We start from the raw sequence: 20,675 nt of genomic DNA on the forward strand, positions 1-20,675 counted from the left end.
GGAGTGAATAGAAGGGATGAATCAGCAGGAGGAAGCAGTTAGAAAGAGTTTGGAGAAACAACGGGAATTAGAAGAAGTAGAGCGCGAGTTTCGGCAATTAAAACGCCAACAAGAGGATTTACTCGCACAAGTTGGGAATGCATGGCGTGGAAACCACTCTGAGAACAAATTAGGTGCGATAGCGTTAGATTTGACGCAGGAACAACGTATGACGCAAAAACGCCTCTACAACTTAGATGACCAACTACAAGCAGAACATAAACAAGCAAAAGTCGACGTCGAACGAGCGGAAGAGGCGAAAGCAGATGCCACGCATTGATATTGGTGAAGTACGTTATTTTGTGGAACAATTTTTACGAGAGTCGCAACAACTGAAAGAAGCATTGACAAATTATCGAAAAGCAGTCGCGAAGATTATAGCCGACGATGAAATAAAGGGTGAAATCGCAGACAGCGCGAAGAAGTACTATCAAACGGTGCATTATCCGATTGTGGACACCACCAAGGCATGTATGACAGATGCCGAAGAGATTCTTAAAAAATACACGAATGATTTTCACGATCAGGTTGATCCATCCATGAATGCGCGAATTGATTCCGATGAATTACAGGCGCTCCAAGGAGAGATAAGGAAGTGTCAAAATCGATATGAAGACTTGCTAGTCAAAATGAAATCGATGGCAGGCGGTTCCTCGCTAGGACAACAAATCGGGATGCAATTAGGAATGCAAACAGCAATGGGGCAATTACAGCAGGAAATGCAAATTATTGAACGTTATTTAGAATTTGATTCCAGTCATCAAAATGTGATGTATGATGTGGCAGCAAAGCTACATCAAGTGAAACAAGGACTAACTGAAATTCAGAGTAGTAAAGCATTCAACACAGTGAGTCACACCTTTAATACTAAAAATATGAGCATGGGTTGGCTAGATGGTTTGGTACCTGAGAAAAAGACAAAGCAGTATAACTTCGATGATTATACGAAAACGTTAGAAGGAAACTACTGGGTTCTCAGTAAAAATGGCATCACCGACCAAGAAAGTGCCAAAGCAACGATCGCCTACAACGACGTTTTAAAAGATGGTACAATTAAAATAGAGGATGAAGAATCAGGCGACTTCATGACGGAGTATATGATTAATGCTGTAAAAGGTATTAATATGCTGAACCCAGATCAACCATTAACCAAGATGCAAAGTTTCTCCATTATTGCAGGCGTGATGACTGGAATGGTCGCGATGAAGGGTCGTAGCGTAGTATATAAAAAAAGTAATATCAATAAAGTAGAGTCCGAACTGAAAATCAAAGAATACGGTGAACGAATTGTTATCAAAAAATCCATTAATAGTGGGTTAGTGCGAAGTTACGTTCGAGATGTAGAACAACAAACAAGTAGAAAAATAGCCAAAGTACAGATTGATGCTTTGAAAGATGCGCTTAGAACAAAAGAATATACGAAATTGACTCCTGCTGAAACAGTCAAGCATAGAGTGAAGTTTGATGGAGTGAAAAATAAACTAATAACTGAATGGGAAGCAAAGTTAGAACAGAAATGGCCAACGTATTCTGAAAATGTATACTCAGAGAAATCAGGGAAAATTATAAGGCGTCCTGGAGAAAAGTATGATGCGCATCATCTAATTGAAAATACGTTTGGTGGAGAACATGAATGGTGGAATATCCATCCAGCAAAATTTCCAAATGAACACCAAGCTGGTATCCACGGAGCTGGCTCGCCGGCGAGAGAATTATTTAAAGGAGAGACCAAGTGATGACATACAACTTTATTAATGAAGACAAGAAGAATGAGTTTTTCCCTCTGAATGAAGATGAAATTGTAAAAGTTGAGTCAGAATTAAGTATGACATTGCCAAAGCCATTAAAAGATTTTTACAATGAAATAGGGTATGGTTTTCTAAAAAGCTCAGAGTATAACGTGAACAGATTAATGGACCCAGAGTCAGTGAGAGATTTTCGTTTAAGAGTGAATGATTACGAATATTTTCCAGACATTGAAATCTATGATGAATATGAAGAAAATAAGCTTATATTTTTTGAAGCAAGTGAGACAGCACTTATGTCGATTGGAACAACAGCGGATGACAATCGAATCTACTATTATGATGTGCCAATTGCCGACTCCTTGGTCGATTTTTTAGTTAAAATGATGGAAGACGACAAATATTATTTGGAATTGTTTCAGTAAGTATAAAAAATGAGTAATTCATCTGTAAGCCAAAATACTTTTATTTGCAGGAGCGAAAAAAATGCAGTTTGGTTTTGTTAGAAATAATTTGAGAAGTAGCTTTTATTCGCTTGGTTTAGAAGAAATTGAACAAGTTGAAAAGGAATTGAATTTGACTTTTCCAGTGGAATTGAAACAATTTTATTTAGAAATAGGCTATGGTTTCATCAAGGGTTCGAGGCAGAACGTCAATCGATTGATGGACCCGCTATCTGTTAGGGATTTTCGACTCAAGCAAAATGATTTTGAATTTTTCCCTGATATAGAAGTATATGATGATTTAGAGGATGAATTAATTTTCTTTGAGGCAAATGAAACAGCCATGCTATCTATAAAGTTGACGGATAGTGAATTAAGTCCCATTTATTATGATGAATTTAAGATAGCTGATTCTTTAACCGAATTTCTGCAAAAGATAGCAGTGAATGATACGTATTACATGGATTTAGTAGACTGATTTCTTAATTGCTATACCATTGGAGGAACTCGATAATGAAGTATGCATTCTCAATCAATAATGAAAAAAGCAGTCTTTATCCATATTACCGACGATATTCGTCTATATGCTCTACGTGCTTATAGAATGGGATTAATTATGAAAGAAAAATGGCACAAATATTATCATTTATTCATGATACAACAGACTCCTATCTGTTATACTTGCTCTGTAACTTCACAACATAATAGGAGGTAGTCATGAAGAAAAACTCGATTTTAAAATTCAGCGCTGCTATCATGCTGGCTCTTAGCTTCTTCTCAGGATTTGGTACGACGAGTGAGATGCTCTTAAATACGCAACAAGTTGTCCATGCGGCTGTTGTTGAACAAAAGATACCAGATTCGAATAAAACAGTCACATGGAGCGCAACAGCCCCAAGTCATGATAAGGTGCATGAGAGCGTAGACACGCCACTTCATCTAAAAGAAGCAGAGAGATTATCACGCTTAGAGACGAAACGAAGGAAGAAATAAAAACTCGGAGCAGACATCAAATGGTGTCTGTTCCGAGTTTTTTGCGTGATAGGAGGCTTACAACCAGCGTCACAATAATATTTGCGGCTAGAGGCAGGAAGCCAATGTTGATATCGCTAATCGCAGTTGGTACGCCTGGAAGTAGTGTCGCCAGTGTCATGCTGTAGTTACTGATGAAGATTGTAATCAAGATACCGACGATAATTCCAGCGAGCGCGCCTTGCTTTGTTACTGGATTATGCTTCATTAGACTGGCGAATAATGACGGGCAAAGTTGCACAATCAAGCTATAGCCGACTTGCAGGATCGCAGCGAGGGCATTTCCACCTTGAAAAACGAATAGACAGGAAATAATCGCAAGGACTGGGACGCAAAACTTGGATAGGTTCGCAATTTTTGCGTCGGGAGTGTCGGGTTTATAGCTGTAAATGATGTTTTTGGTCAGCAAGGTCGCCGCGCTCATGAGGAGCATCGAGCCTGGAACGAGAGCGGTGAGCATGCCTGCTGCGCCAATGATACCCACAAACCATGGATCGAATGTCTTCATCGCGAGCTGCAACAGGGCAAGATCGCTTGCGTCACCTTCGAGCCCTGGAACCTGCAAAACAGCGGTAAGTCCGATAAAAATAACAAATAAGAGCATTAATGTATAGATTGGACTGATAATCGCATTTTTACGAAAGGTTCGGGCGTTTTTGGCCGTGAATGTCGACGCGAAAACTTGTGGCCACATGTAGAAACCGAGCACGTAAAATAGGACGGTCGAAATGAACCAAGTCACGGTGTACGTCGTATGTGGAAACGTTAGTAATTCGGGTTTTACCGCTGCAATTTGGTCGAACATTTGGCCGATACCACCGTAATAATGAATCGGCAAGTAGATACCCATGAAGACGATAACCGCCAGAATCATGAAGTCTTTCAGGACCGCAATCCAAGCGATGCCGCGAATACCAGAGATGACGGAATAAATAATGATAGCAATGGTCCCAACCACAACGGCAACTTTCATTGGAATTGCGCCATAAGATGTCAAGGAAACAATGATGCCGAGCCCTTTTAATTGGATGACCACGATTGGGATGATAGCAATGACACCAACGACTGCGACCACTACGCCGAGCAAGTTACTATTGTATTTTTTCGCGAAAAAGTCGGACTGGGAAACGAGTCGGTGTTCGTGTGCGTATTTCCATATAAGTGGTAATAGAAAGTAGGATGTCACGTAAGATAGCGCGATGTAAACCATGACGTAGACAGCGGATATCCCTTTGGAGTAGGCCCAGCCGCTTCCTCCGAGAAAGGAGAAGGTAGTGTATACTTCGCCTGCCGTGAGTAGGAATACGAAGACGGTGTTGAAACTACGTCCGCCGACTGCCCAGTTTTCTAGGTTCATTTTCTGTTTTTGGCGCGCTCTGATTCCGATGACTAAGGTGAGTAGGAAAAAGGCCGTTAGAATGAGGAGTGCAATCATTGTTCTTCCCCCTTATTTTGTTTATCGAAATGGTAGACGATGCCTAGGATGCATGTGGAGAGCAGTATTCCCGCGGCAACCCAGAATAGATTGAATGGCATGCCAAGAACCATCGGCTGGATTCGGTTGGCAAAGGGCATTCCGGCTAGTATAAAAATAAATGGAATAATGAGTAGCAATTTGACCATGACAATCCCTCTTTCCTAATTGAAAACTGCTTTCATCTTACAATACTGTGCCGTTTTTTTCAATGAGGAAACGCTTTTGTTTTTCGGTTAGCTTTGATAGAATAGGATTGTATAAAGAATCACAAAAGAAGCGTGAAGAGGAGACGAATAGAATGGCAATTGATATGTATTTTGATGATCCAGAAGTTGGGCCAGACCGTAAGACGAGCCATCCGCATTTTGTGGCGCATTTTAAATCAGACTTTTATTTCGATTGTGGGGACGAGGAAGCGCCGTTTGGAAGTGATGAGGGCGCTGATGTATTGATTGCGTTGGAGGAATTTTTTCAAGATAAGGAGGTTGAGGGAATCAGTTTATCCGATTTTCCACGGCATATTGTGGAGGATCAGTGGGGCATGACGTATTTCCCTCCGAAAGACATGGATGAAGGTTCACTTGCTAAATTGGTTGCGGCGAGTGAGCACGATGTTTGGCAGTCGGATCAGGTTGTTCTGGCAAGTGCATTTGGACAAATTAAAATCACAGGGTATATTATTCCGGCGCTCAAAGACATGGCGCATGATGCTCTTGGTCGGATGAAAGCGACGAATGATCTTTTAGGACATGAGGACGAATTCGGCTATTATGACAAAATGTTGTATGATTTGATGACATTTGATAAGACATATGTATCTGTATTGCCAGATCTTTGGTGTAAGAGATGTCAGATGTAAGCGGGGAATGACAAGATTTCTGGGGGAGCTTCTTTAGTATAGTTAGGAAACACAAAAAATTGACTTACCCTATTAGGTAGGGTATACTAAAAGAAAGCGAGACGAAGAATATGCATCTAACCAGAGAATTTGTTTATGTTGATGAGTTTGATACTAGCACCAAGAAGGTAGGATTTACGAGCGAAGATTACTACAATGTCGAGCAAATATTGCTGTCAGAACCTAAGAAAGGCGTTGTTCTCAAGTATACGAATGGACTTAGAAAGTTGCGCTATTCTAAGATAGATGCAAAAGGTGGGAAAAGTGGAGGATTTCGGATTTTTTATGTGGATATCGAGAGCCATCATTTGATTTTGCTGATAACGTTGATCAATAAGCGCGAGGCGGATAACCTTACCGACGCACAGCTCAAGTATCTCGGTAAGTTTGTATCTCAATTGAAGGAATTATATCTTGCATGAGGAGTGATGGACATGACGGAACTATTTGATTCTCTAGAAAAAGGGCTGAAACAGGCAGTTGCTCACGCGGACAATACGAAGAAAGCACGTACTAAGAAAATCATGATTACCGAACTTCCAACCTATACAGCGAAAGACATCAAGGCATTTCGTCAAAAAGTGGAGCTTACGCAAAGCGCTTTTGCTGAATTGATGGGTATCTCTGTCAAAACGGTGGAAGCGTGGGAGAGCGGTCGAAATAATCCAAATGGCTCAGCATCACGCCTTTTGCAGTTAATTGACGCGAATCCAGAAGTATTTATGGGTGAGCTCACGATAGAAAATGAAGCGATTATGCATTAAGAAAGGCCTCGAGTTCAGTATAAACTCGAGGCCTTTCTTAATGCATAAATTAATTTGCAAACGTTGTATTCCGTGCTTTCCAATCTTCTAGCTTAATGAAGACCCAGAAGGAGTAGATGCCAAGCGTGATAATAATAAGTAGCAGCCATTTAATCCAATTTCCAAATAAGCCAAATGCGGAGCCGTTGAATTGCATCCGGCGGCCTTCGATGACGGTATGATTGATTTTCCAACCGTAAATCATCGTCAACGCCCAGGGATAACAAATGCCCAGCGTTACGACAGTCACAAGGATTCCAAGGATACTCCAACCTATAAATTGCAGTAAGCCGCCGTCAAAAAAAGAAGTTCTTCCGTTCTTTGTTTCATAAAAATCTTCTCGAGCCATATTTAAACCACCTTCCGTATAGGTCTATTTTAACGCAAAAATCGAAAAATTGTCTAGATTAGCCCTATCTTTCTTGTTTTATTCAAGGTACAATAAAGATAAGTCTAAATTTAAATGAGGTTTTGATGTTGACAGAAAATTTTGCAGAGAAGATTGCAAGTGGGGGAAAAGCACAGTTTAAGGTGAATCATACGTTAGTTATTTCGAGCAGTCTGTTGTGGATTGCGATTGGATTATTATTATATGTTATTTTTGATCATGTGAAGGCAGTGAATGGAACTGAAAAACTGATTTTACTGATTTTTATTGGGTTTATTGTTTTGCGGCCATTATTTCGATTGCTTAATCTATCGCCGACGCTAGAACTTTCCGTAGAAGGAATGGCTTATCGTGGGGATTTTCAAGCTTGGAATCGGGTGGAAGAAGTTCGGGTTACAATACCTTCGTTTAAACTTTTTTCACAAGGTAGAATGTTGGTTTATACGAAAATCAAGGATCAGCAGGAAATGGCGTGGGATATCGTAGCCGCGGATGTGAATATGCCACTTGTAGATTTGGAAATATTGATTAAAGAATGCATGGAATTGTATAAAACAAAGGGATAAAGGAAGTAGAGCCTTTTTTGATGGATGTAGTATCATCAGGAAAGGCTTTTTTCTAACTACGTCTCAGGGTCAGGTGGCATAGAATGGCTTTTAGTGTACAATGGATGAAGAGAGATTTTGGAGCGGAGGTTTCAGTGGATGGGTGTTATTTTACAAGCAAAAAATGTGAGAAAAGTATATGGCTCGAAAAGTACGCTTTTTCCTGCTTTAAATAGTGTGAGTTTAGAGGTTCATGAGGGTGAATTTGTCGGGGTGATGGGCCCGAGTGGTGCTGGAAAATCGACGTTATTGAACGTGCTGTCAACGATTGATAAAGCGACTTCTGGTAGTATTGAAATCGCTGGAAAATCGTTTGAGGATATGCGTGCGAAAGAGATGGCGATTTTTAGACGGGATAAATTGGGCTTTATTTTTCAAGATTATAATTTGTTGGATACGATGACGATTAAGGATAATATCGCATTGCCGTTGTCGCTTTCAAAAGTGAAGCCGAGTGAGGTGGAGACGCGTGTTGCTGAGGTGATGCGTCAGTTTGGAATTTCAGATTTGGCGGCGAAATATCCGAATCAGGTTTCTGGTGGACAGAAGCAGCGGACGGCGGTGAGTCGGGCGATGGTGACGAATCCTGCGCTGATTTTTGCGGATGAGCCAACTGGGGCGCTTGATTCGAAGGCTGCGACGAATTTGTTGGAGGGTTTGGTGCAGGCGAAGGAAGCGCGGAATGCGACGATTATGATGGTGACACATGATGCGTTTGCGGCGAGTTTTTGTGAGCGAATTTTGTTTATTAAGGATGGGGAGTTGTTCACGGAGATTTATCGCGGGACGGCGACTCGGAAGCAGTTTTTCCAGAAGATTTTGGATGTGTTGGCAATGCTTGGTGGTGGTTTGAATGACACTATTTAATATTGCTTTTACGAATATGCGCAAAAATTTCGGCCAGTTTTCGATGTATCTAGGATCTTTGATTTTGAGCGTGTTGATTTATTTTACATTCGTTTCTTTGGCGTACACGAAAAGTATCGGTGTGATTTTTGACAAATGGCAAATCGGTGGTCAGGGCGTATTTATGGCCGCTGCAATTGTGTTGATTTTATTTGTGGCCTTTTTTGTTTTTTATTCTAGTAATTATTTTACGCGAAGCAGGAAGCGGGAGTTGGGACTTTATTCGTTGCTTGGTTTGCGTAAAGCGCAGATTGGGCGGATTATTTTTTATGAGAACCTAATGATGCATGTTGTGGCTGTCGTTTCGGGTATTGTGATCGGGGTCTTCTTTTCTAAATTCTTTTCGATGTTGTTATTTCGGATTATGGATTTGTCGATTGATAGTGGTTTCACGTTTTCGGTGTCTGCGATTTTGTCTACCATGCTCGTATTCGGAATTATTTTGATTGTGACGACGGCAAATGGGTACTGGATTGTATACCGGCATAGTATGGTCGAACTTTTTAAAGCGGATGTTCGGGAAAAAAATCCTGCGAAGGGCTCGCTTACGTTATCGATTGTTGGTGTCCTTTTGATTGGATTTGGTTATTTTTTAGCGACGAGGCCTATTGAAGATTCTATTTTTTGGACGGAAAATTTTTTCTTTGCGTCGATGTTGTTTGTCCTATTTGGCGTGATTTTGGGAACGTGGCTAGTATTGCGCTTTTTGTTTCCATATATTGTTTATAAATTATTTTTGCGTAAGTCCTTTTTCTATAGCGGGACGAATATTTTAACGCTTACTTGGCTACGGTATCGCATGAAAAAAACGGCGGGGACATTGACGATGATTGCGGTACTAAGCGCGACGACGTTAACGATTATTGGCACGCTGAGTTCCTTTTATACGAATATTATTTCTTTTGCGGAGAGCTCGAATCCCAATAGTTATCAGACGGCTTGGAGTACGGAGACGGAGCGAGAGGAAATTTTGGAGGCTATTCGAGAAAGTAAGTCGCATACGTTGGTGTATCATGAAGCAGTTGATGTTTTTAAGGGGGAAGTGATTGATAAAGTTGATGAAAGCATTCCTTATAGGGATCAACGGATGTCTCAATTTTCGGTGATGGGCTTGTCGGATTACAATCGATTGGCGACGAAATTAGACAATGATTCGAAGCGAATAAAGTATTTAGCGGATGGGAAGGCTATTTTTCTTAGTCCGGTTGGTGGATTTGAAAATAAGCAGCGCGCCGATTTGTGGATGAAGGACCCTTATATGGTGACTTTTAAGAATAACCCAGTTAAATATAGCTTGGAAATAAAGGCTGTTTATAATCATGAGGTGTTTAATACGGACATGGTTTCTTCCACTTTGGTCGTGAATGACAGGATTTATCGGGAAATAAGTCAGAAAACGATGCCAAAGCATATTGATATTTTCCAGGTGACAAATGAGGATAGGGCGGAGGTTTTAGATCACAGGATCCAAAAAATAATCGGCGGGAATCCTTATATGTATAACCTTAGCATGTCGAGCTTTTATTCAAATTATCATATGATGAGTACGCTTATCGGTGTTATTTTGTATATTGGAATGTTTATTGGGATTGTATTTTTTGCGGCGACAGGCAGTATTATTTACTTCAAACAGATTACAGAGGCAGTGGATGAGAAACCACGGTTCGAGGTATTGCAGAAGTTGGGAATGAGCCAGAAAGAGGTTCGTTCTGTTATCGCGAAACAGGTGTTGCCGGTGTTCTTGATTCCGCTTATTTTGGGGATTTGTCATAGTGTCGCGGCGTTGATTGGTCTGTCGGTGAATCTACTATATAGTGTTGGCGCGCCGGTTATGATTAGTACGACGATTTATACGGTGTTTTTCATTGTTTACTATTTTGTTTGTGTGAATACGTATACGAAGATGGTGGCAAGTGGTGATGATTAACGTTTGAATGGTGGCCGAATTTTCTGTACAATGGAGTGAGGCGAAGGAGAGATGAGCATGGTAAAGGTTTATATAGTTGAGGATGACATCGTTATTCGTGATACGATTCAGAAACACTTGTCAAAATGGGGATTTGAGGTCGCGGTTGTGGCTGATTATAATAATATTTTAAATGAGTTCTTGGAAGTGGAGCCGCAGTTGGTGATTTTAGATGTGAATTTGCCGTATTTTGATGGGTTTTATTGGTGTAATCAGATTCGCGAGGTGTCGAATGTGCCGATTATTTTCTTGTCGTCGCGGGATTCGCGGATGGATCAGATTATGGGCATGAACATGGGCGCGGATTATTATATTGAAAAACCGGTCGATTTGGATGTACTGATGGCGCGGATTAATGCGCTGATTCGTCGCACGTATTCGTATGTGGAGCTTGAGGAGCCGAACGTGATGGAGCATAATAATGTTTTCCTGCATATCGACACCAATACACTGACTTATCTCGATGAAAAAGTGGAATTGACGAAAAATGAATTCTTGATTTTATATGAGTTATTGAAGCAAAAAGGTCGAATTGTGAGTCGCGATGAGATCATGCGTGTGCTTTGGGAGGACGAGAGTTTTGTGGATGATAATACGCTAACGGTGAATGTTGTTCGGATTCGCAAAAAGTTGACGGAAATCGGCTTGGTAAACTTTATTACAACTAAAAAAGGTCAGGGATACATGATCGAGTAAGGGAGTGCTTGGTTTGAAAATTCTAGTTTTTGGTGGAACGCGTTTTTTTGGTAAGAAATTGGTGACGAGATTGCTTGCGGATGGGCATGATGTGACGATTGCGACGCGAGGCAAAACGGCGGATGATTTTGGCGATACGGTGAAACGTGTAACGATGAATCGGGAGTCGCGTGAGGCTTTGTTTTGTTTGGCGCAGGAGCAGTGGGATGTTGTTTATGATAATATTTGTTTTTCGCCACAAGATGCGTTGTATTCAATCGCTGCTTTTCGAGATAAGGTTGGGAAGTATGTATATACGTCATCGCTTTCGGTATATCGGATGCGGGACCGAGCGCTAGTGGAAGCTGATTTTGATCCGTTTCATTATGAAATTGTGACGGGTTCGCGCGAAGATTTTGATTATGGGGAAGGGAAACGTTTGGCGGAGGCGGTTTATTTCCAAAAAGCGAACTTTCCTGTGATAGCGGTACGCTTTCCGATTGTGCTTGGCGAGGATGATTACACGGGTAGACTCGAGTTTCATATCAAGCATGTGCAGGCGGGAGAAGAGATTGGCATGCCGAATGAGGACGCTGAAATGGGCTTTATTTCATCGGATGAAGCGGCGGATTTCTTATGTTGGGTCGGCACGAAGTCAGATATTGTTGGGCCAATTAATGCGGCGAGTGATTCGGTGTACCAGTTGTCTGAATTGATGAACTTGATCGAGACAACGACTGGAAAAACCGCGATCGTGGAAGAGAATACTGAGGATAATGATGATTCTCCTTTTGGCGTAGAAAAGACGTATTACTTGGATAATACGAAGGCGAAAGAAGCAGGATTTGCGTTTCAAGATTTACACGAGTGGTTGCCAGAATTAATCAATGCAAAAATATGAGCATGCGAAAACAAGTGTCTGATGGTTAGGCGCTTGTTTTTATTTTTCCGCGTTTTGTCAGTGGATTTAGTGTATAATAAGGCAGTGAAGAAAAATGAGAAAAAGGATGTGACGAAGGAATGCTTTCCTTTGAAGAAAAAAAGAATATTATTGATGAATATACAGAACTAGAGGCACATCCCGTTTCGATGGGGCGGATTAATTATCATTTCCCGGAGAGTGTGCGTGAGAAAAGAATTGCGGTCAATCATTTGCATCCGAATGGGAATGCGTTTGTGTATGCGCCTTATTTGGATGATGCGGACAAGAACGGCTTTATTAACATTCGTGAGGCGACGGAAAGTGAGATTCGTGAGTTGATTACGGGTGCGATCGCGTTTTTGAGTACGGATGGGGATGAGTTCGAAGAGGGTTACGAGGAAGCGTTTCGTGATGCGTATCGGACGGTCGTGATTTTGCGTTATGAGAACAAGATGTGGGCGATTTATTCGGACGATCATTTAGAGGCAATTTTCCCTTCTCGTGAAGCGGCGGATGGTTATTTGGCGGACGAAGGTTTTCGGTGAGGTAAAGCCGAGTGAGACGTGAAAGGGGGAAACGTTGATGCGGAAAGTAAAGCAATTGCAAGAAAGGGTTGCGGTGAGTGATTTGCGTGCTGCAGCGGATATTGTGATTAAAAATGGCCGGATTGTGAATGTTTTTTCGGGTGAAATCATGGAGGGCGATGTCGCGATTAAGAGTGGTTATATCGTTGGGATTGGTGACTTTGATGATGCGGCGGAAATCATTGACGCGAGGGGCCAGTTTATTGTGCCTGGTTTCATTGACGCGCATGTGCATGTGGAGAGCGCGATGGTGCCTCCTTCTGAATTTGCGCGTGTGTTATTGCCGAACGGTGTGACGACGATTGTGACGGACCCGCATGAAATTGCGAACGTGGCGGGTGCGCAGGGTATTGAGTTTATGTTGGATGATGCAAAAGAGTCGCCGCTTGATATGTATGTGATGCTACCGTCTTCGGTTCCTGCAACGCCGTTTGAGCATAATGGTGCAACGCTTGATGCGAGTGACTTACGCGCGCTTTATCAGCATGAAAAAGTTATTGGACTCGCGGAAGTGATGGATTTTCCTTCTGTAGCGGAAGGTCATAAAGATATGTTACAAAAAATTGTGGACGCGGAACGGCATGGTGGTAGGATTGATGGGCATGGTGCTGGACTTTCTAAGGCGGATTTAAACAATTATTTGGCTGTCGGGATTCGGACGGATCATGAGAGTACGACGGCGGTTGAGGCGATGGATCGGTTGCGCGCTGGGATGTTCGTCATGCTTCGTGAGGGTACGGTTGGTCGTGATATGATACATACGTTGCCGGCGGTGAATCCGAAGAATAGTCATCGTTTCTGTTTTTGCACGGATGATAAACTGATTGATGATTTGTTGGAAGAGGGCTCGATTAACTATAATATACGGCTCGCGATTGCAAACGAGATTGATCCGGTGATGGCGATTCAGATGGCGACGATAAATGCTGCGACGTGTCATAAGTTGCCACACCTTGGTGCTGTTGCAGCGGGATATCAGGCGGATATTTTATTTTTGCGTGATTTGGAAACGGTGACGATTACGAAGGTGATGAAGCGAGGTCAGGTTGTTGTGGATGATGGTTTGCGTGTCGAAGCGTTGTTCCAAAAAACAGATAGTGCATTTGTATCACCAGCGATCAGGCATTCGTTAAAGCGTGAAGATTTGAAGCTTGAGATGGTGAAAAATACGGCGAATGTGATCGGGATGCAACCGAATAGCTTATTTACGGAGCATTTGGTAGAGACAGTTACGGTGCAGGACGGCGAATTCCAGACATCAGTCGAAGCGGATCAGCTGAAAATGGTTGTTGTCGAGCGGCATAAGGGCACAGGGTGTGTCGGTGTCGGAATCGTGAAAGGTTTTGGCATTAGAAATGGCGCGATTGCAACGACGGTCGCGCATGATTCACATAATATCGTAGCGGTAGGTTCGACGGACGCAGATATTCTGGCGGCAATCGAACATATTACAAAAATTGGTGGCGGCATCGCAGTCGTGAAGGACGGAAAAGTGGCGGCGGATCTGGCGTTACCGATTGCAGGACTTTTGAGTGTGCAACCGTATGAGGAGATTCAGCAACAGTTAGGACGTTTGAATGGTGCTTTCCGTGATGTGAGTGCGAAACAAGGTTTTGATCCATTTTTGACGTTATCATTTTTGACATTGCCAGTTATTCCGAATTTGAAGTTGACGGATCAGGGGTTATTTGATTTTAACAAGTTTGGATTTATTGAAGTGGAGGTTTAACATGAATTGGTGGAGCTATGTGCGCGATAAGAAGTTTTTCTTGCTGTTCTTTGTGGTCGTGATGTTTTTTATTGGTGTGTTACTTGCGGTTGATCCGAATAGTCAGTTGACGCTGGGCAATATTATTTATTTGTATGTCTTTATGTTGCTGTTTTTGATCGCGTATTTGGTGCTCGGTTATTCGTTTAAACGCACGTATTGGAATGAAATGAAGGAATTGGTAGATGGCGAAATCGAGGAAAATATTCTGGAATTATTGCCAAAACCGCGGACGCGTGAGCAGGCTTTTTTCAATGAATTGATGCGTAAAAAACATCTGGAGGAGCAACGAGAGCTGACGAAATTGCGTGATAAGCAGCAGGAATATCATGATTTTATTTTGTATTGGGTGCATGAGGTGAAGACGCCGATTGTGGCAAGTAAAATGTTGATTAATAATCCAGATTTGAATGATCCTACGACGATTTATCGCGGGGTGGAGGCAGAGCTGGATTCGATTGATCGACTCGTGATGCAGGCGCTTTATTATTCGCGATTAGACACGTTTGCGAAGGACTATTTTATTCAGGAAATGGCGCTCGGACCTGTCGTTCGTGAGTGTGTGAAGCGGCATTCGAAGCTGTTTATTTCAAAAAAAATGAAGCTGGATTTGGCGGAGATTAAGACGGATGTTCGCAGCGATAGTAAGTGGCTTGGTTTTATTTTGGATCAGGTGATGACGAATGCGCTGAAATATACGGATGCGGGAGGCGAAATCAAGATTTGGTGCGATGTGAGTGCTTCTGGCGGAACGGTGGCGCTACATATTCAGGACAATGGAATCGGGATTAAGGAAGAGGACTTGCCGCGTGTGTTTGAGCAAGGTTTTACTGGAATGATTGGGCGGATGGAGAAAAAAGCGACGGGAATGGGGCTTTATTTAGCGCGCCAGATGTCTTGTAAGCTTGGACATAAAATCGCTATTTCGTCGGAGCATGGTGTTGGTACGGAAATCGTGCTTACCTTCCAGCAAAAAGAGGATTATTTATTAATTGCAAAGGACTGAGGACTTATGGAGAAAAATTTGATTGTTCGCGGTGCGCCGCAGGAATTTGAATGTCGGGTTGGTGCTTGGGATGCGCTTGGTGAGCATTTGGAACGCCGCGGTTTGAAGCGGGTTTTGGTGATTCATGGTGGTGTGTCTTGGGAGAAGGCGAGACGATCTTTTCCTGAATTGGCTGGTGTGGACGCGATTTTTGAGCAGTATGGCGGAGAATGTTCGTTTGAGGAGCGGGACCGGATGGCGGTGCTTGCGGAGACGGGGCATGTGGACGCGATTATTGGTGTTGGAGGTGGGAAAATTGCGGATTTAGCGAAGGCAGTGGCGGTTTATTTGGCGATGCCGGTCGTGATTTTGCCAACGTTGGCGGCGACATGTGCTGCTTGGACGCCGCTTAGTGTGATGTATGATACGCGTGGCGAGATGTTGCAATATGATATTTTTGCGCGGAGTAATGCGTTGGTATTGCTTGATCCAGCGGTGATTTTGGACTCGCCAATTGAATTGATGGTCGCGGGAATCGGGGATACGCTGGCGAAATGGTATGAGGCGGACGTGATTATTTCGCAGCTCACAGAACGGTCTGTTGCGATTGATATTGCACATTATACGGCAAAATTGTGTCGGGATATTCTGCTGGAATCGAGCGTTGGCGCGCTTGAGGCGATGCGTGACGGGAAATTGAGTGCGGCGTTTGTGAAGGTGGTTGAGACGAATATTATGATTGGTGGCATGGTCGGCGGATTCGGTGATGATTACGGCCGGACTTCTGGCGCGCATTCGATTCATGATGCGTTGACAGTGCTTGACGCGACACATCATTTATTGCATGGGAATAAGGTGGCATATGGTGTTTTTGTGCAGTTGATGATTGAGAATCGGCCAGACGAGATTGCGACATTGCGTGGTTTTTATGAGGAATTGGGATTGCCAACGTGTTTGCTTGATATGGGGCTGGACGGTTTATCGGATGAGGCGCTAAAGCAGGTGGCGGAACGCGCGACGATAGCGGATGAGACGATTCATTTGATGCCAGGCGAAATCACGGCGACGACAGTTTTCGATGCAATGAAAGATTTAGAAGTTTTAATAGCAAAACTACGCGCGGAGATGCATGCCTCATGATTTTGATTGAGGTGGCAAAAGCTGAAGATGCAAAAGGAATTCGTGACGTGTTGGAGGCCAGTTTTCCGACGCCTGCTGAAGCTGATTTAGTGGATGCGATTGTGGCTTCCAAGCACTATTTGCCAGAACTTGCGCTCGTTGCGAAGGATGGTGCGGAAGTCATTGGTTACAGTCTACTGAGCGAGTGTTTTGTCGGGGAGGAACGAATTCTTGTGTTGGCTCCGGTTGCCGTGAAACCCGAATGGCAGTCGCGGGGCATTGGCGCACGGTTGATTGAGGCTGGGATTGCTAAGGCGAAAAACACGAATTATAGCTGTATTAGTGTTTTGGGACATGAGACATATTATCCGCGATTCGGCTTTGAATTAGCGAAAAACTACCAAATCGCGGCGCCGTTTGAAGTTCCGGATGTGAATTTTATGGTGTATTCATTGGCGGAAGAGATTCCGTCGGGAGTGGTACGTTATCCAGCGAGTTTTGATGTGGTTTAAGGATGAATCTTATTTAGCGGTTATAAATAATGCTCAAATGGTTCAGAAAGTTAAAAGTGGAGAAATCCAGGTATAGGGTTCTCCACTTTTAACTTTCCTATCACCGACTCAAATGCTGCAATTCCTTCACCAACAAATCCACATACGTAAAGGTTTCGCGAGCAATAAAATAGTCGAGCAGGGCTTCATCGTTGAAATCGGGAAGTTCTGTTACATAGCGTTTTTGGTCGCGCGAGCCGCCTGACAGGATGATGCGTCGGGATTTTTTTGCGTTGGCGCTGGCTGGTTTCAAATTGTTGTAGAGTCGCCCGCGTTCTTTGATGTACCAGCGCTCTTTTTTTGTGTAGTCTCGGGCGACTGCTTTGTTGAGGGCGTTTTGGGAGATGAAGCGTTTGGTGTATACGCCGTGGTACATGCAGAGCCAGACTTCGAAACTGCGGCCGGAGACGAATAGTTGGGCGTTTTCTCCGAGAGCGGCGAGATTGCGAATCTTTTTCTTGACGTATCGGAGGTTGGATCGGTCTTCTGTGAAATCTAGATCGGTTATTATGAAAAATTTATCATCGGGATGGGCGCTGAATTTCAGCGCTTTTTTGAATTTAGTTTCTTGGGCGTGTGTGTAGATTTTTAGTTGGTAGTTTTTCAGTCTGCGCTGGAAAAGTAGTTTGAAGTAGTGGGCTTCGCAGCTGTTTGGTTTGATGCCACCGCTGTCTTCTGGTATGAAGAGGTGGACGATTTTCCTGATTTCACGAGCCATTTAAAACACCTCCGGAACGGCTCCAAAACGACCGTCTAAATAGAGATTCGTCCAATTGTGGTTGTCGTAGGTGATTTCATGGAATTCGCTGAGGCTGAAAACTTCGCTGGCCTGGGTTTCGCGATCTTTCTGGATGAAAATGACTTGTTCTTTGGCGAAACGATCGGGATTTAGCAGAAGCGGATTATGGGAAGCGATTAGAAACTGCGCTTTTTTGTCGTTTTCTTGATGGATGAATTTGTTTAGCAGGCCTTCTTGGATTTTCGTATGGTATTTGTTGTCGAATTCGTCGCTGATAAACAGGATTTCGTTTTGCAGCGCGTCGAAAAGTCGGATCGAGCTTTCTAGGAATTTCTTGGTGCCATCGGATTCCATGCTCATGCTTAGCGGGTATTTCACGTCGTCCACGATATGCGCGGTGCTGATTTCAAAGCGTCGGTTTTTTTTCGTCGTCGCGATGAGTTGGGCTTTGACCTCATCGGAAAAAGTGGCTTGTTCAATGGATTCGACGAGATTATCGGTCATGTCGGTGACGGAAAAATCTTGAATCGCAAAATCGAAATCGTAAAGGGTTTCTAGTATTTCTTTTTTGAAACCGCTGTCTTTGTTGATTTGTTCGGCGAATGCTTCTAGGGAATTGCCATCGAATTGTTTGGTTTGGAAGCCTTTGGTAACTTCGGTTGCCAGACTTTCGACGATTTTATAGGCTAGAGACGCGGTTTCTTTGCTGAAATAGGCTTTATTGATGTCGTGGATGAGCATGGATAGGATGGATTTGTACGTGATGTTTTCTTGCTCGATTTTGATAAAAAGGCTTTTTAGTTGGGTGCATTTTTTGGGAATTTGGCTTTTTAGGCGTTCAAAAACGATAATTGGCTTGGATAATGTTGTTTTGAGTATTTTTTTGTACGTTAGGGATTCTTCTTGGATTTCTAGGGTGCCCGCGTCGATGGCGAGTTCGTAGGTGTATTGGATGTCTTGGTTTTCCTGGAAGTTGGGTTCTGTAAAGGTGATGGTGAAGCGGCTGGTGGTTTCTTTCGCTGTTGAAAATTGGAAGGCGTTGGGCGTGATATCAAAATCTGTTTTTTCGGTGTAGGTATGGCTTTTTTGGGTCATGGTGCGCATGAATTCGAAGGCGTAGAGTAGATTTGTTTTGCCGGATGCGTTGGCGCCGTATAGGACTGCTCCGTTTAGAATGCTGCGCTTTTTCTGATTATCATAGTAGGTGTAGAGGGTGTTTTGGTTGAAAATATCGGCCGGGCTGTAGCTGTGATCGAGCGTCAGGCTTACTTGGTCGTGGATGGAAAAGAAATTGCTGATAGTTATTTTAGAAAACATCGGATTCGACTCCTTGTCTTTTTGTTTTATTATATCATGGGAGTAGGCAGTTAATTCTTTATTAAGGTTATATGAATAGAATTAATGTATAACAATGTGGAAATGTTTGGAATGGAATCCTTCTAATGCTATAATAAAGATAAAAATGTTTGATATAAGAAATTGAGGGGGCTTAATTATGGGGGATATTAAAACGGGAAAGCTATTATATCATCTTACACATAAAGATAACTTGGCTAGTATTATGAAAAATGGACTATTATCTAGAAATGATGTGAAAAAAATTCAGTGTTCTTTTGAAGATGTGGCAGATGAGGGGATATTATCCAAAAGGAAAGAAAATAGTCTTGATAATTTTGTTCTTTTTCATTTCCATCCTTACAGTGCTTTTGATGTAGCTGTTAAAAATAAATATGGCGCTGAAAACTTTGTATATATAACAGTAAAGAGAGAGTTGGCGAGGCGGAAAGGCTTTGAAATTATACCTAAACATCCATTATCTGGAGAGTTTGAACTTTTAACATATGATGCTGGAATTGAAGCTATAGAATGGGATATAATGAATATGAACGTAAAAAATGAAGAGGTCGAATGGTTTGAAAAAGAGGATGTTAAGCACGTGAAAATGGCTGAATGTGTCAGTAAACACAAAGTAGATAAGAATGATTTCACTGCTATATGGTGCAATGAAAAAATTCATGCAAACCTTTCTGAAAAATATAGTAACTGTGGTGTTCACATTAACAAGGGGGTATGGTTAGACGGTGATTAAATACGTAACTGGTAATATATTCGATTCTGCAGCAAGTGCCCTCGTGAATACAGTTAATTGTGAAGGATATCTAGGAAAAGGGCTAGCATATCAATTTAAGAAAAAATTCCCTGTCATGGAAAGCGAGTATAAGGATTTGTGTAAAAGTGGTGAGTTGATTCCAGGAAAACTTCATTTTTTTTATGGAGAGGATAAAATAGTTGTTAATTTTCCTACTAAAAATAAATGGCGACAAAAATCAAAAATAGAATATATACAGGAAGGGTTAGAAACATTAAAAAAAGAAATAGTTGCTAGGGGAATCAATTCTATAGCAATTCCTCCGTTGGGAAGCGGGAATGGGGGATTGGATTGGAATAATGTAAAAGTAGTGATTACGGATAAATTAAGTAGCCTTTCTGATGATATTTTAATTGAAGTATACGAGCCCTCAGAATCGGTGAAGGAAAATAGTATGGAACCTCAAAGTAGCTATAGTACAATCTTTATTTTAGAAATGGCAGTAAAAATTAATTCTTTTAACTATGCAAAATTAAAAATAGCCATGGAGTTATCAGCTATATTGAGTAATAATCGATTCGATGTTGTAAATCTAGATGCAGAAATAAAGAGAATAAGGGCATTGAAAGATTACTATAACATTGGCGACAATAAGCAGCTGTTACTCTTGATTAAAAATAAATTAATCAGTAATATGATTCAGACATCACAGGCTAAAAATGATAAATTAATTTCTGAAGTGAGTAGGCTGGTTAATAAATTTGATAAGAATACGCTTCAAACTATGGTAATTGAGCTTAATTGTGTATCCAGTAGATACAGTGAAAGTAGCAATGGTTTTGATAAGGATGTGATTAATAAATTAATAGATGAGGGACTACTCAGCTACAATGTTTTCCACGAAAGGGTAATTAATTATTTGTAAACATAAAATTTTATAT

At 42.1% G+C, this 20,675-nt stretch carries 25 protein-coding genes; 20 read left to right on the top strand and 5 right to left on the bottom strand.

What is annotated here, in order from left to right:
- The first annotated feature begins 16 nt into the window (after positions 1 to 16).
- The 5 genes from HCJ66_RS13410 (at position 17) to HCJ66_RS13430 (ending at position 3,220) form a co-directional block, all read left to right on the top strand.
- Positions 17 to 319: a hypothetical protein gene (locus HCJ66_RS13410; protein ID WP_187133591.1), complete on the top strand. Its 303-nt coding sequence runs from the start codon at positions 17 to 19 to the stop codon at positions 317 to 319.
- Positions 306 to 1,775, top strand: coding sequence for a T7SS effector LXG polymorphic toxin (locus HCJ66_RS16365; RefSeq protein ID WP_187133592.1), 1,470 nt, complete (start codon positions 306 to 308; stop codon positions 1,773 to 1,775). The genes HCJ66_RS13410 and HCJ66_RS16365 overlap by 14 nt, the downstream gene beginning before the upstream one ends.
- Positions 1,775 to 2,209, top strand: a complete 435-nt coding sequence (locus HCJ66_RS13420) for an SMI1/KNR4 family protein (protein ID WP_187133593.1) — start codon at positions 1,775 to 1,777, stop codon at positions 2,207 to 2,209. The genes HCJ66_RS16365 and HCJ66_RS13420 overlap by 1 nt, the downstream gene beginning before the upstream one ends.
- A 61-nt stretch (positions 2,210 to 2,270) precedes the next feature.
- Complete coding sequence (locus HCJ66_RS13425) at positions 2,271 to 2,705, top strand: SMI1/KNR4 family protein (RefSeq protein WP_187133594.1); 435 nt, start codon at positions 2,271 to 2,273, stop codon at positions 2,703 to 2,705.
- Positions 2,706 to 2,944: 239 nt separating this feature from the next.
- Positions 2,945 to 3,220 carry a hypothetical protein gene (locus HCJ66_RS13430; protein WP_187133595.1) on the top strand — a complete coding sequence of 92 codons (276 nt, stop codon included), beginning with the start codon at positions 2,945 to 2,947 and terminating at the stop codon, positions 3,218 to 3,220.
- A 16-nt stretch (positions 3,221 to 3,236) separates the two neighbouring features.
- Here the strand turns inward: HCJ66_RS13430 and HCJ66_RS13435 are convergent, their stop codons facing one another.
- The gene (locus HCJ66_RS13435; protein ID WP_187133596.1) at positions 3,237 to 4,694 is read right to left on the bottom strand and encodes a sodium:solute symporter family protein; all 1,458 of its coding nucleotides are present in this window, start codon (positions 4,692 to 4,694) and stop codon (positions 3,237 to 3,239) included.
- Complete coding sequence (locus tag HCJ66_RS13440) at positions 4,691 to 4,882, bottom strand: DUF3311 domain-containing protein (protein WP_220132321.1); 192 nt, start codon at positions 4,880 to 4,882, stop codon at positions 4,691 to 4,693. Before HCJ66_RS13440 ends, HCJ66_RS13435 begins: the two co-directional genes overlap by 4 nt.
- Positions 4,883 to 5,034: 152 nt before the next feature.
- Here HCJ66_RS13440 and HCJ66_RS13445 point away from each other — a divergent pair, with 152 nt between their 5' ends.
- The 3 genes from HCJ66_RS13445 to nadS all read left to right on the top strand — a co-directional run bounded on the left by HCJ66_RS13445 (position 5,035) and on the right by nadS (position 6,398).
- Positions 5,035 to 5,595: a molybdate metabolism regulator gene (locus tag HCJ66_RS13445; RefSeq protein WP_222717509.1), complete on the top strand. Its 561-nt coding sequence runs from the start codon at positions 5,035 to 5,037 to the stop codon at positions 5,593 to 5,595.
- A 110-nt stretch (positions 5,596 to 5,705) separates the two neighbouring features.
- On the top strand, positions 5,706 to 6,056 hold the full coding sequence (locus tag HCJ66_RS13450; protein WP_187133597.1) for a hypothetical protein: 351 nt from the start codon (positions 5,706 to 5,708) through the stop codon (positions 6,054 to 6,056).
- Positions 6,057 to 6,068: 12 nt separating this feature from the next.
- A complete protein-coding gene (gene nadS / locus HCJ66_RS13455; protein WP_187133598.1) occupies positions 6,069 to 6,398 on the top strand; it encodes a NadS family protein in 330 nt (109 codons plus the stop codon).
- A gap of 49 nt (positions 6,399 to 6,447) precedes the next feature.
- On the opposite strand, the gene HCJ66_RS13460 is transcribed toward nadS, so the two are convergent.
- Complete coding sequence (locus HCJ66_RS13460) at positions 6,448 to 6,786, bottom strand: DUF898 family protein (protein ID WP_187133599.1); 339 nt, start codon at positions 6,784 to 6,786, stop codon at positions 6,448 to 6,450.
- Between the two features lie 128 nt (positions 6,787 to 6,914).
- On the opposite strand from HCJ66_RS13460, the gene HCJ66_RS13465 reads away from it, so the two are divergent.
- From HCJ66_RS13465 to HCJ66_RS13510, 10 genes are all read left to right on the top strand, one after another.
- Entirely contained in the window at positions 6,915 to 7,391 is a 477-nt protein-coding gene (locus tag HCJ66_RS13465) for a hypothetical protein (protein ID WP_425489674.1), read from the top strand.
- Positions 7,392 to 7,529: 138 nt separating this feature from the next.
- Positions 7,530 to 8,297 (top strand): ABC transporter ATP-binding protein, encoded by a 768-nt coding sequence (locus tag HCJ66_RS13470; RefSeq protein ID WP_187133601.1) that lies wholly within the window; start codon positions 7,530 to 7,532, stop codon positions 8,295 to 8,297.
- Positions 8,284 to 10,263, top strand: coding sequence for an FtsX-like permease family protein (locus tag HCJ66_RS13475; protein ID WP_187133602.1), 1,980 nt, complete (start codon positions 8,284 to 8,286; stop codon positions 10,261 to 10,263). The genes HCJ66_RS13470 and HCJ66_RS13475 overlap by 14 nt, the downstream gene beginning before the upstream one ends.
- Before the next feature lie 57 nt (positions 10,264 to 10,320).
- A complete protein-coding gene (locus HCJ66_RS13480) occupies positions 10,321 to 10,998 on the top strand; it encodes a response regulator transcription factor (RefSeq protein ID WP_187133603.1) in 678 nt (225 codons plus the stop codon).
- Positions 10,999 to 11,011: 13 nt separating this feature from the next.
- Positions 11,012 to 11,878, top strand: coding sequence for an NAD-dependent epimerase/dehydratase family protein (locus HCJ66_RS13485; RefSeq protein ID WP_187133604.1), 867 nt, complete (start codon positions 11,012 to 11,014; stop codon positions 11,876 to 11,878).
- Between the two features lie 119 nt (positions 11,879 to 11,997).
- Positions 11,998 to 12,444: a hypothetical protein gene (locus HCJ66_RS13490; protein WP_187133605.1), complete on the top strand. Its 447-nt coding sequence runs from the start codon at positions 11,998 to 12,000 to the stop codon at positions 12,442 to 12,444.
- A gap of 37 nt (positions 12,445 to 12,481) precedes the next feature.
- Positions 12,482 to 14,212 (top strand): adenine deaminase, encoded by a 1,731-nt coding sequence (gene ade / locus HCJ66_RS13495; protein ID WP_187133606.1) that lies wholly within the window; start codon positions 12,482 to 12,484, stop codon positions 14,210 to 14,212.
- Position 14,213: 1 nt separating this feature from the next.
- Positions 14,214 to 15,257 carry a sensor histidine kinase gene (locus HCJ66_RS13500; protein WP_187133607.1) on the top strand — a complete coding sequence of 348 codons (1,044 nt, stop codon included), beginning with the start codon at positions 14,214 to 14,216 and terminating at the stop codon, positions 15,255 to 15,257.
- A 6-nt stretch (positions 15,258 to 15,263) separates the two neighbouring features.
- Complete coding sequence (locus HCJ66_RS13505) at positions 15,264 to 16,376, top strand: iron-containing alcohol dehydrogenase family protein (protein WP_187133608.1); 1,113 nt, start codon at positions 15,264 to 15,266, stop codon at positions 16,374 to 16,376.
- Positions 16,373 to 16,867, top strand: coding sequence for a GNAT family N-acetyltransferase (locus HCJ66_RS13510; RefSeq protein WP_187133609.1), 495 nt, complete (start codon positions 16,373 to 16,375; stop codon positions 16,865 to 16,867). The genes HCJ66_RS13505 and HCJ66_RS13510 overlap by 4 nt, the downstream gene beginning before the upstream one ends.
- A 100-nt stretch (positions 16,868 to 16,967) precedes the next feature.
- Here the strand turns inward: HCJ66_RS13510 and HCJ66_RS13515 are convergent, their stop codons facing one another.
- Together HCJ66_RS13515 and HCJ66_RS13520 are read right to left on the bottom strand one after the other, a co-directional pair.
- Complete coding sequence (locus tag HCJ66_RS13515; protein WP_187133610.1) at positions 16,968 to 17,624, bottom strand: RloB domain-containing protein; 657 nt, start codon at positions 17,622 to 17,624, stop codon at positions 16,968 to 16,970.
- Positions 17,625 to 18,962: an AAA family ATPase gene (locus HCJ66_RS13520; RefSeq protein WP_187133611.1), complete on the bottom strand. Its 1,338-nt coding sequence runs from the start codon at positions 18,960 to 18,962 to the stop codon at positions 17,625 to 17,627.
- A 178-nt stretch (positions 18,963 to 19,140) separates the two neighbouring features.
- Here HCJ66_RS13520 and HCJ66_RS13525 point away from each other — a divergent pair, with 178 nt between their 5' ends.
- Together HCJ66_RS13525 and HCJ66_RS13530 are read left to right on the top strand one after the other, a co-directional pair.
- On the top strand, positions 19,141 to 19,734 hold the full coding sequence (locus HCJ66_RS13525) for a DarT ssDNA thymidine ADP-ribosyltransferase family protein (RefSeq protein WP_187133612.1): 594 nt from the start codon (positions 19,141 to 19,143) through the stop codon (positions 19,732 to 19,734).
- On the top strand, positions 19,727 to 20,659 hold the full coding sequence (locus HCJ66_RS13530; RefSeq protein ID WP_187133613.1) for a macro domain-containing protein: 933 nt from the start codon (positions 19,727 to 19,729) through the stop codon (positions 20,657 to 20,659). The genes HCJ66_RS13525 and HCJ66_RS13530 overlap by 8 nt, the downstream gene beginning before the upstream one ends.
- Positions 20,660 to 20,675 lie beyond the last annotated feature (16 nt).

This window comes from Paenilisteria portnoyi, assembly GCF_014322795.1.
Classification (GTDB): Bacteria; Bacillota; Bacilli; order Lactobacillales; family Listeriaceae; genus Listeria_A; species Listeria_A portnoyi.

Bases quoted from the DNA above. Each gene is read 5' to 3' on its own strand.
- HCJ66_RS13410 (WP_187133591.1), top strand. From the start codon at position 17: ATGAATCAGCAGGAGGAAGCAGTTAGAAAGAGTTTGGAGAAACAACGG.
- HCJ66_RS16365 (WP_187133592.1), top strand. From the start codon at position 306: ATGCCACGCATTGATATTGGTGAAGTACGTTATTTTGTGGAACAATTT.
- HCJ66_RS13420 (WP_187133593.1), top strand. From the start codon at position 1,775: ATGACATACAACTTTATTAATGAAGACAAGAAGAATGAGTTTTTCCCT.
- HCJ66_RS13425 (WP_187133594.1), top strand. From the start codon at position 2,271: ATGCAGTTTGGTTTTGTTAGAAATAATTTGAGAAGTAGCTTTTATTCG.
- HCJ66_RS13430 (WP_187133595.1), top strand. From the start codon at position 2,945: ATGAAGAAAAACTCGATTTTAAAATTCAGCGCTGCTATCATGCTGGCT.
- HCJ66_RS13435 (WP_187133596.1), bottom strand. From the start codon at position 4,694: ATGATTGCACTCCTCATTCTAACGGCCTTTTTCCTACTCACCTTAGTC.
- HCJ66_RS13440 (WP_220132321.1), bottom strand. From the start codon at position 4,882: ATGGTCAAATTGCTACTCATTATTCCATTTATTTTTATACTAGCCGGA.
- HCJ66_RS13445 (WP_222717509.1), top strand. From the start codon at position 5,035: ATGGCAATTGATATGTATTTTGATGATCCAGAAGTTGGGCCAGACCGT.
- HCJ66_RS13450 (WP_187133597.1), top strand. From the start codon at position 5,706: ATGCATCTAACCAGAGAATTTGTTTATGTTGATGAGTTTGATACTAGC.
- nadS (WP_187133598.1), top strand. From the start codon at position 6,069: ATGACGGAACTATTTGATTCTCTAGAAAAAGGGCTGAAACAGGCAGTT.
- HCJ66_RS13460 (WP_187133599.1), bottom strand. From the start codon at position 6,786: ATGGCTCGAGAAGATTTTTATGAAACAAAGAACGGAAGAACTTCTTTT.
- HCJ66_RS13470 (WP_187133601.1), top strand. From the start codon at position 7,530: ATGGGTGTTATTTTACAAGCAAAAAATGTGAGAAAAGTATATGGCTCG.
- HCJ66_RS13475 (WP_187133602.1), top strand. From the start codon at position 8,284: ATGACACTATTTAATATTGCTTTTACGAATATGCGCAAAAATTTCGGC.
- HCJ66_RS13480 (WP_187133603.1), top strand. From the start codon at position 10,321: ATGGTAAAGGTTTATATAGTTGAGGATGACATCGTTATTCGTGATACG.
- HCJ66_RS13490 (WP_187133605.1), top strand. From the start codon at position 11,998: ATGCTTTCCTTTGAAGAAAAAAAGAATATTATTGATGAATATACAGAA.
- ade (WP_187133606.1), top strand. From the start codon at position 12,482: ATGCGGAAAGTAAAGCAATTGCAAGAAAGGGTTGCGGTGAGTGATTTG.
- HCJ66_RS13500 (WP_187133607.1), top strand. From the start codon at position 14,214: ATGAATTGGTGGAGCTATGTGCGCGATAAGAAGTTTTTCTTGCTGTTC.
- HCJ66_RS13505 (WP_187133608.1), top strand. From the start codon at position 15,264: ATGGAGAAAAATTTGATTGTTCGCGGTGCGCCGCAGGAATTTGAATGT.
- HCJ66_RS13510 (WP_187133609.1), top strand. From the start codon at position 16,373: ATGATTTTGATTGAGGTGGCAAAAGCTGAAGATGCAAAAGGAATTCGT.
- HCJ66_RS13515 (WP_187133610.1), bottom strand. From the start codon at position 17,624: ATGGCTCGTGAAATCAGGAAAATCGTCCACCTCTTCATACCAGAAGAC.
- HCJ66_RS13520 (WP_187133611.1), bottom strand. From the start codon at position 18,962: ATGTTTTCTAAAATAACTATCAGCAATTTCTTTTCCATCCACGACCAA.
- HCJ66_RS13525 (WP_187133612.1), top strand. From the start codon at position 19,141: ATGGGGGATATTAAAACGGGAAAGCTATTATATCATCTTACACATAAA.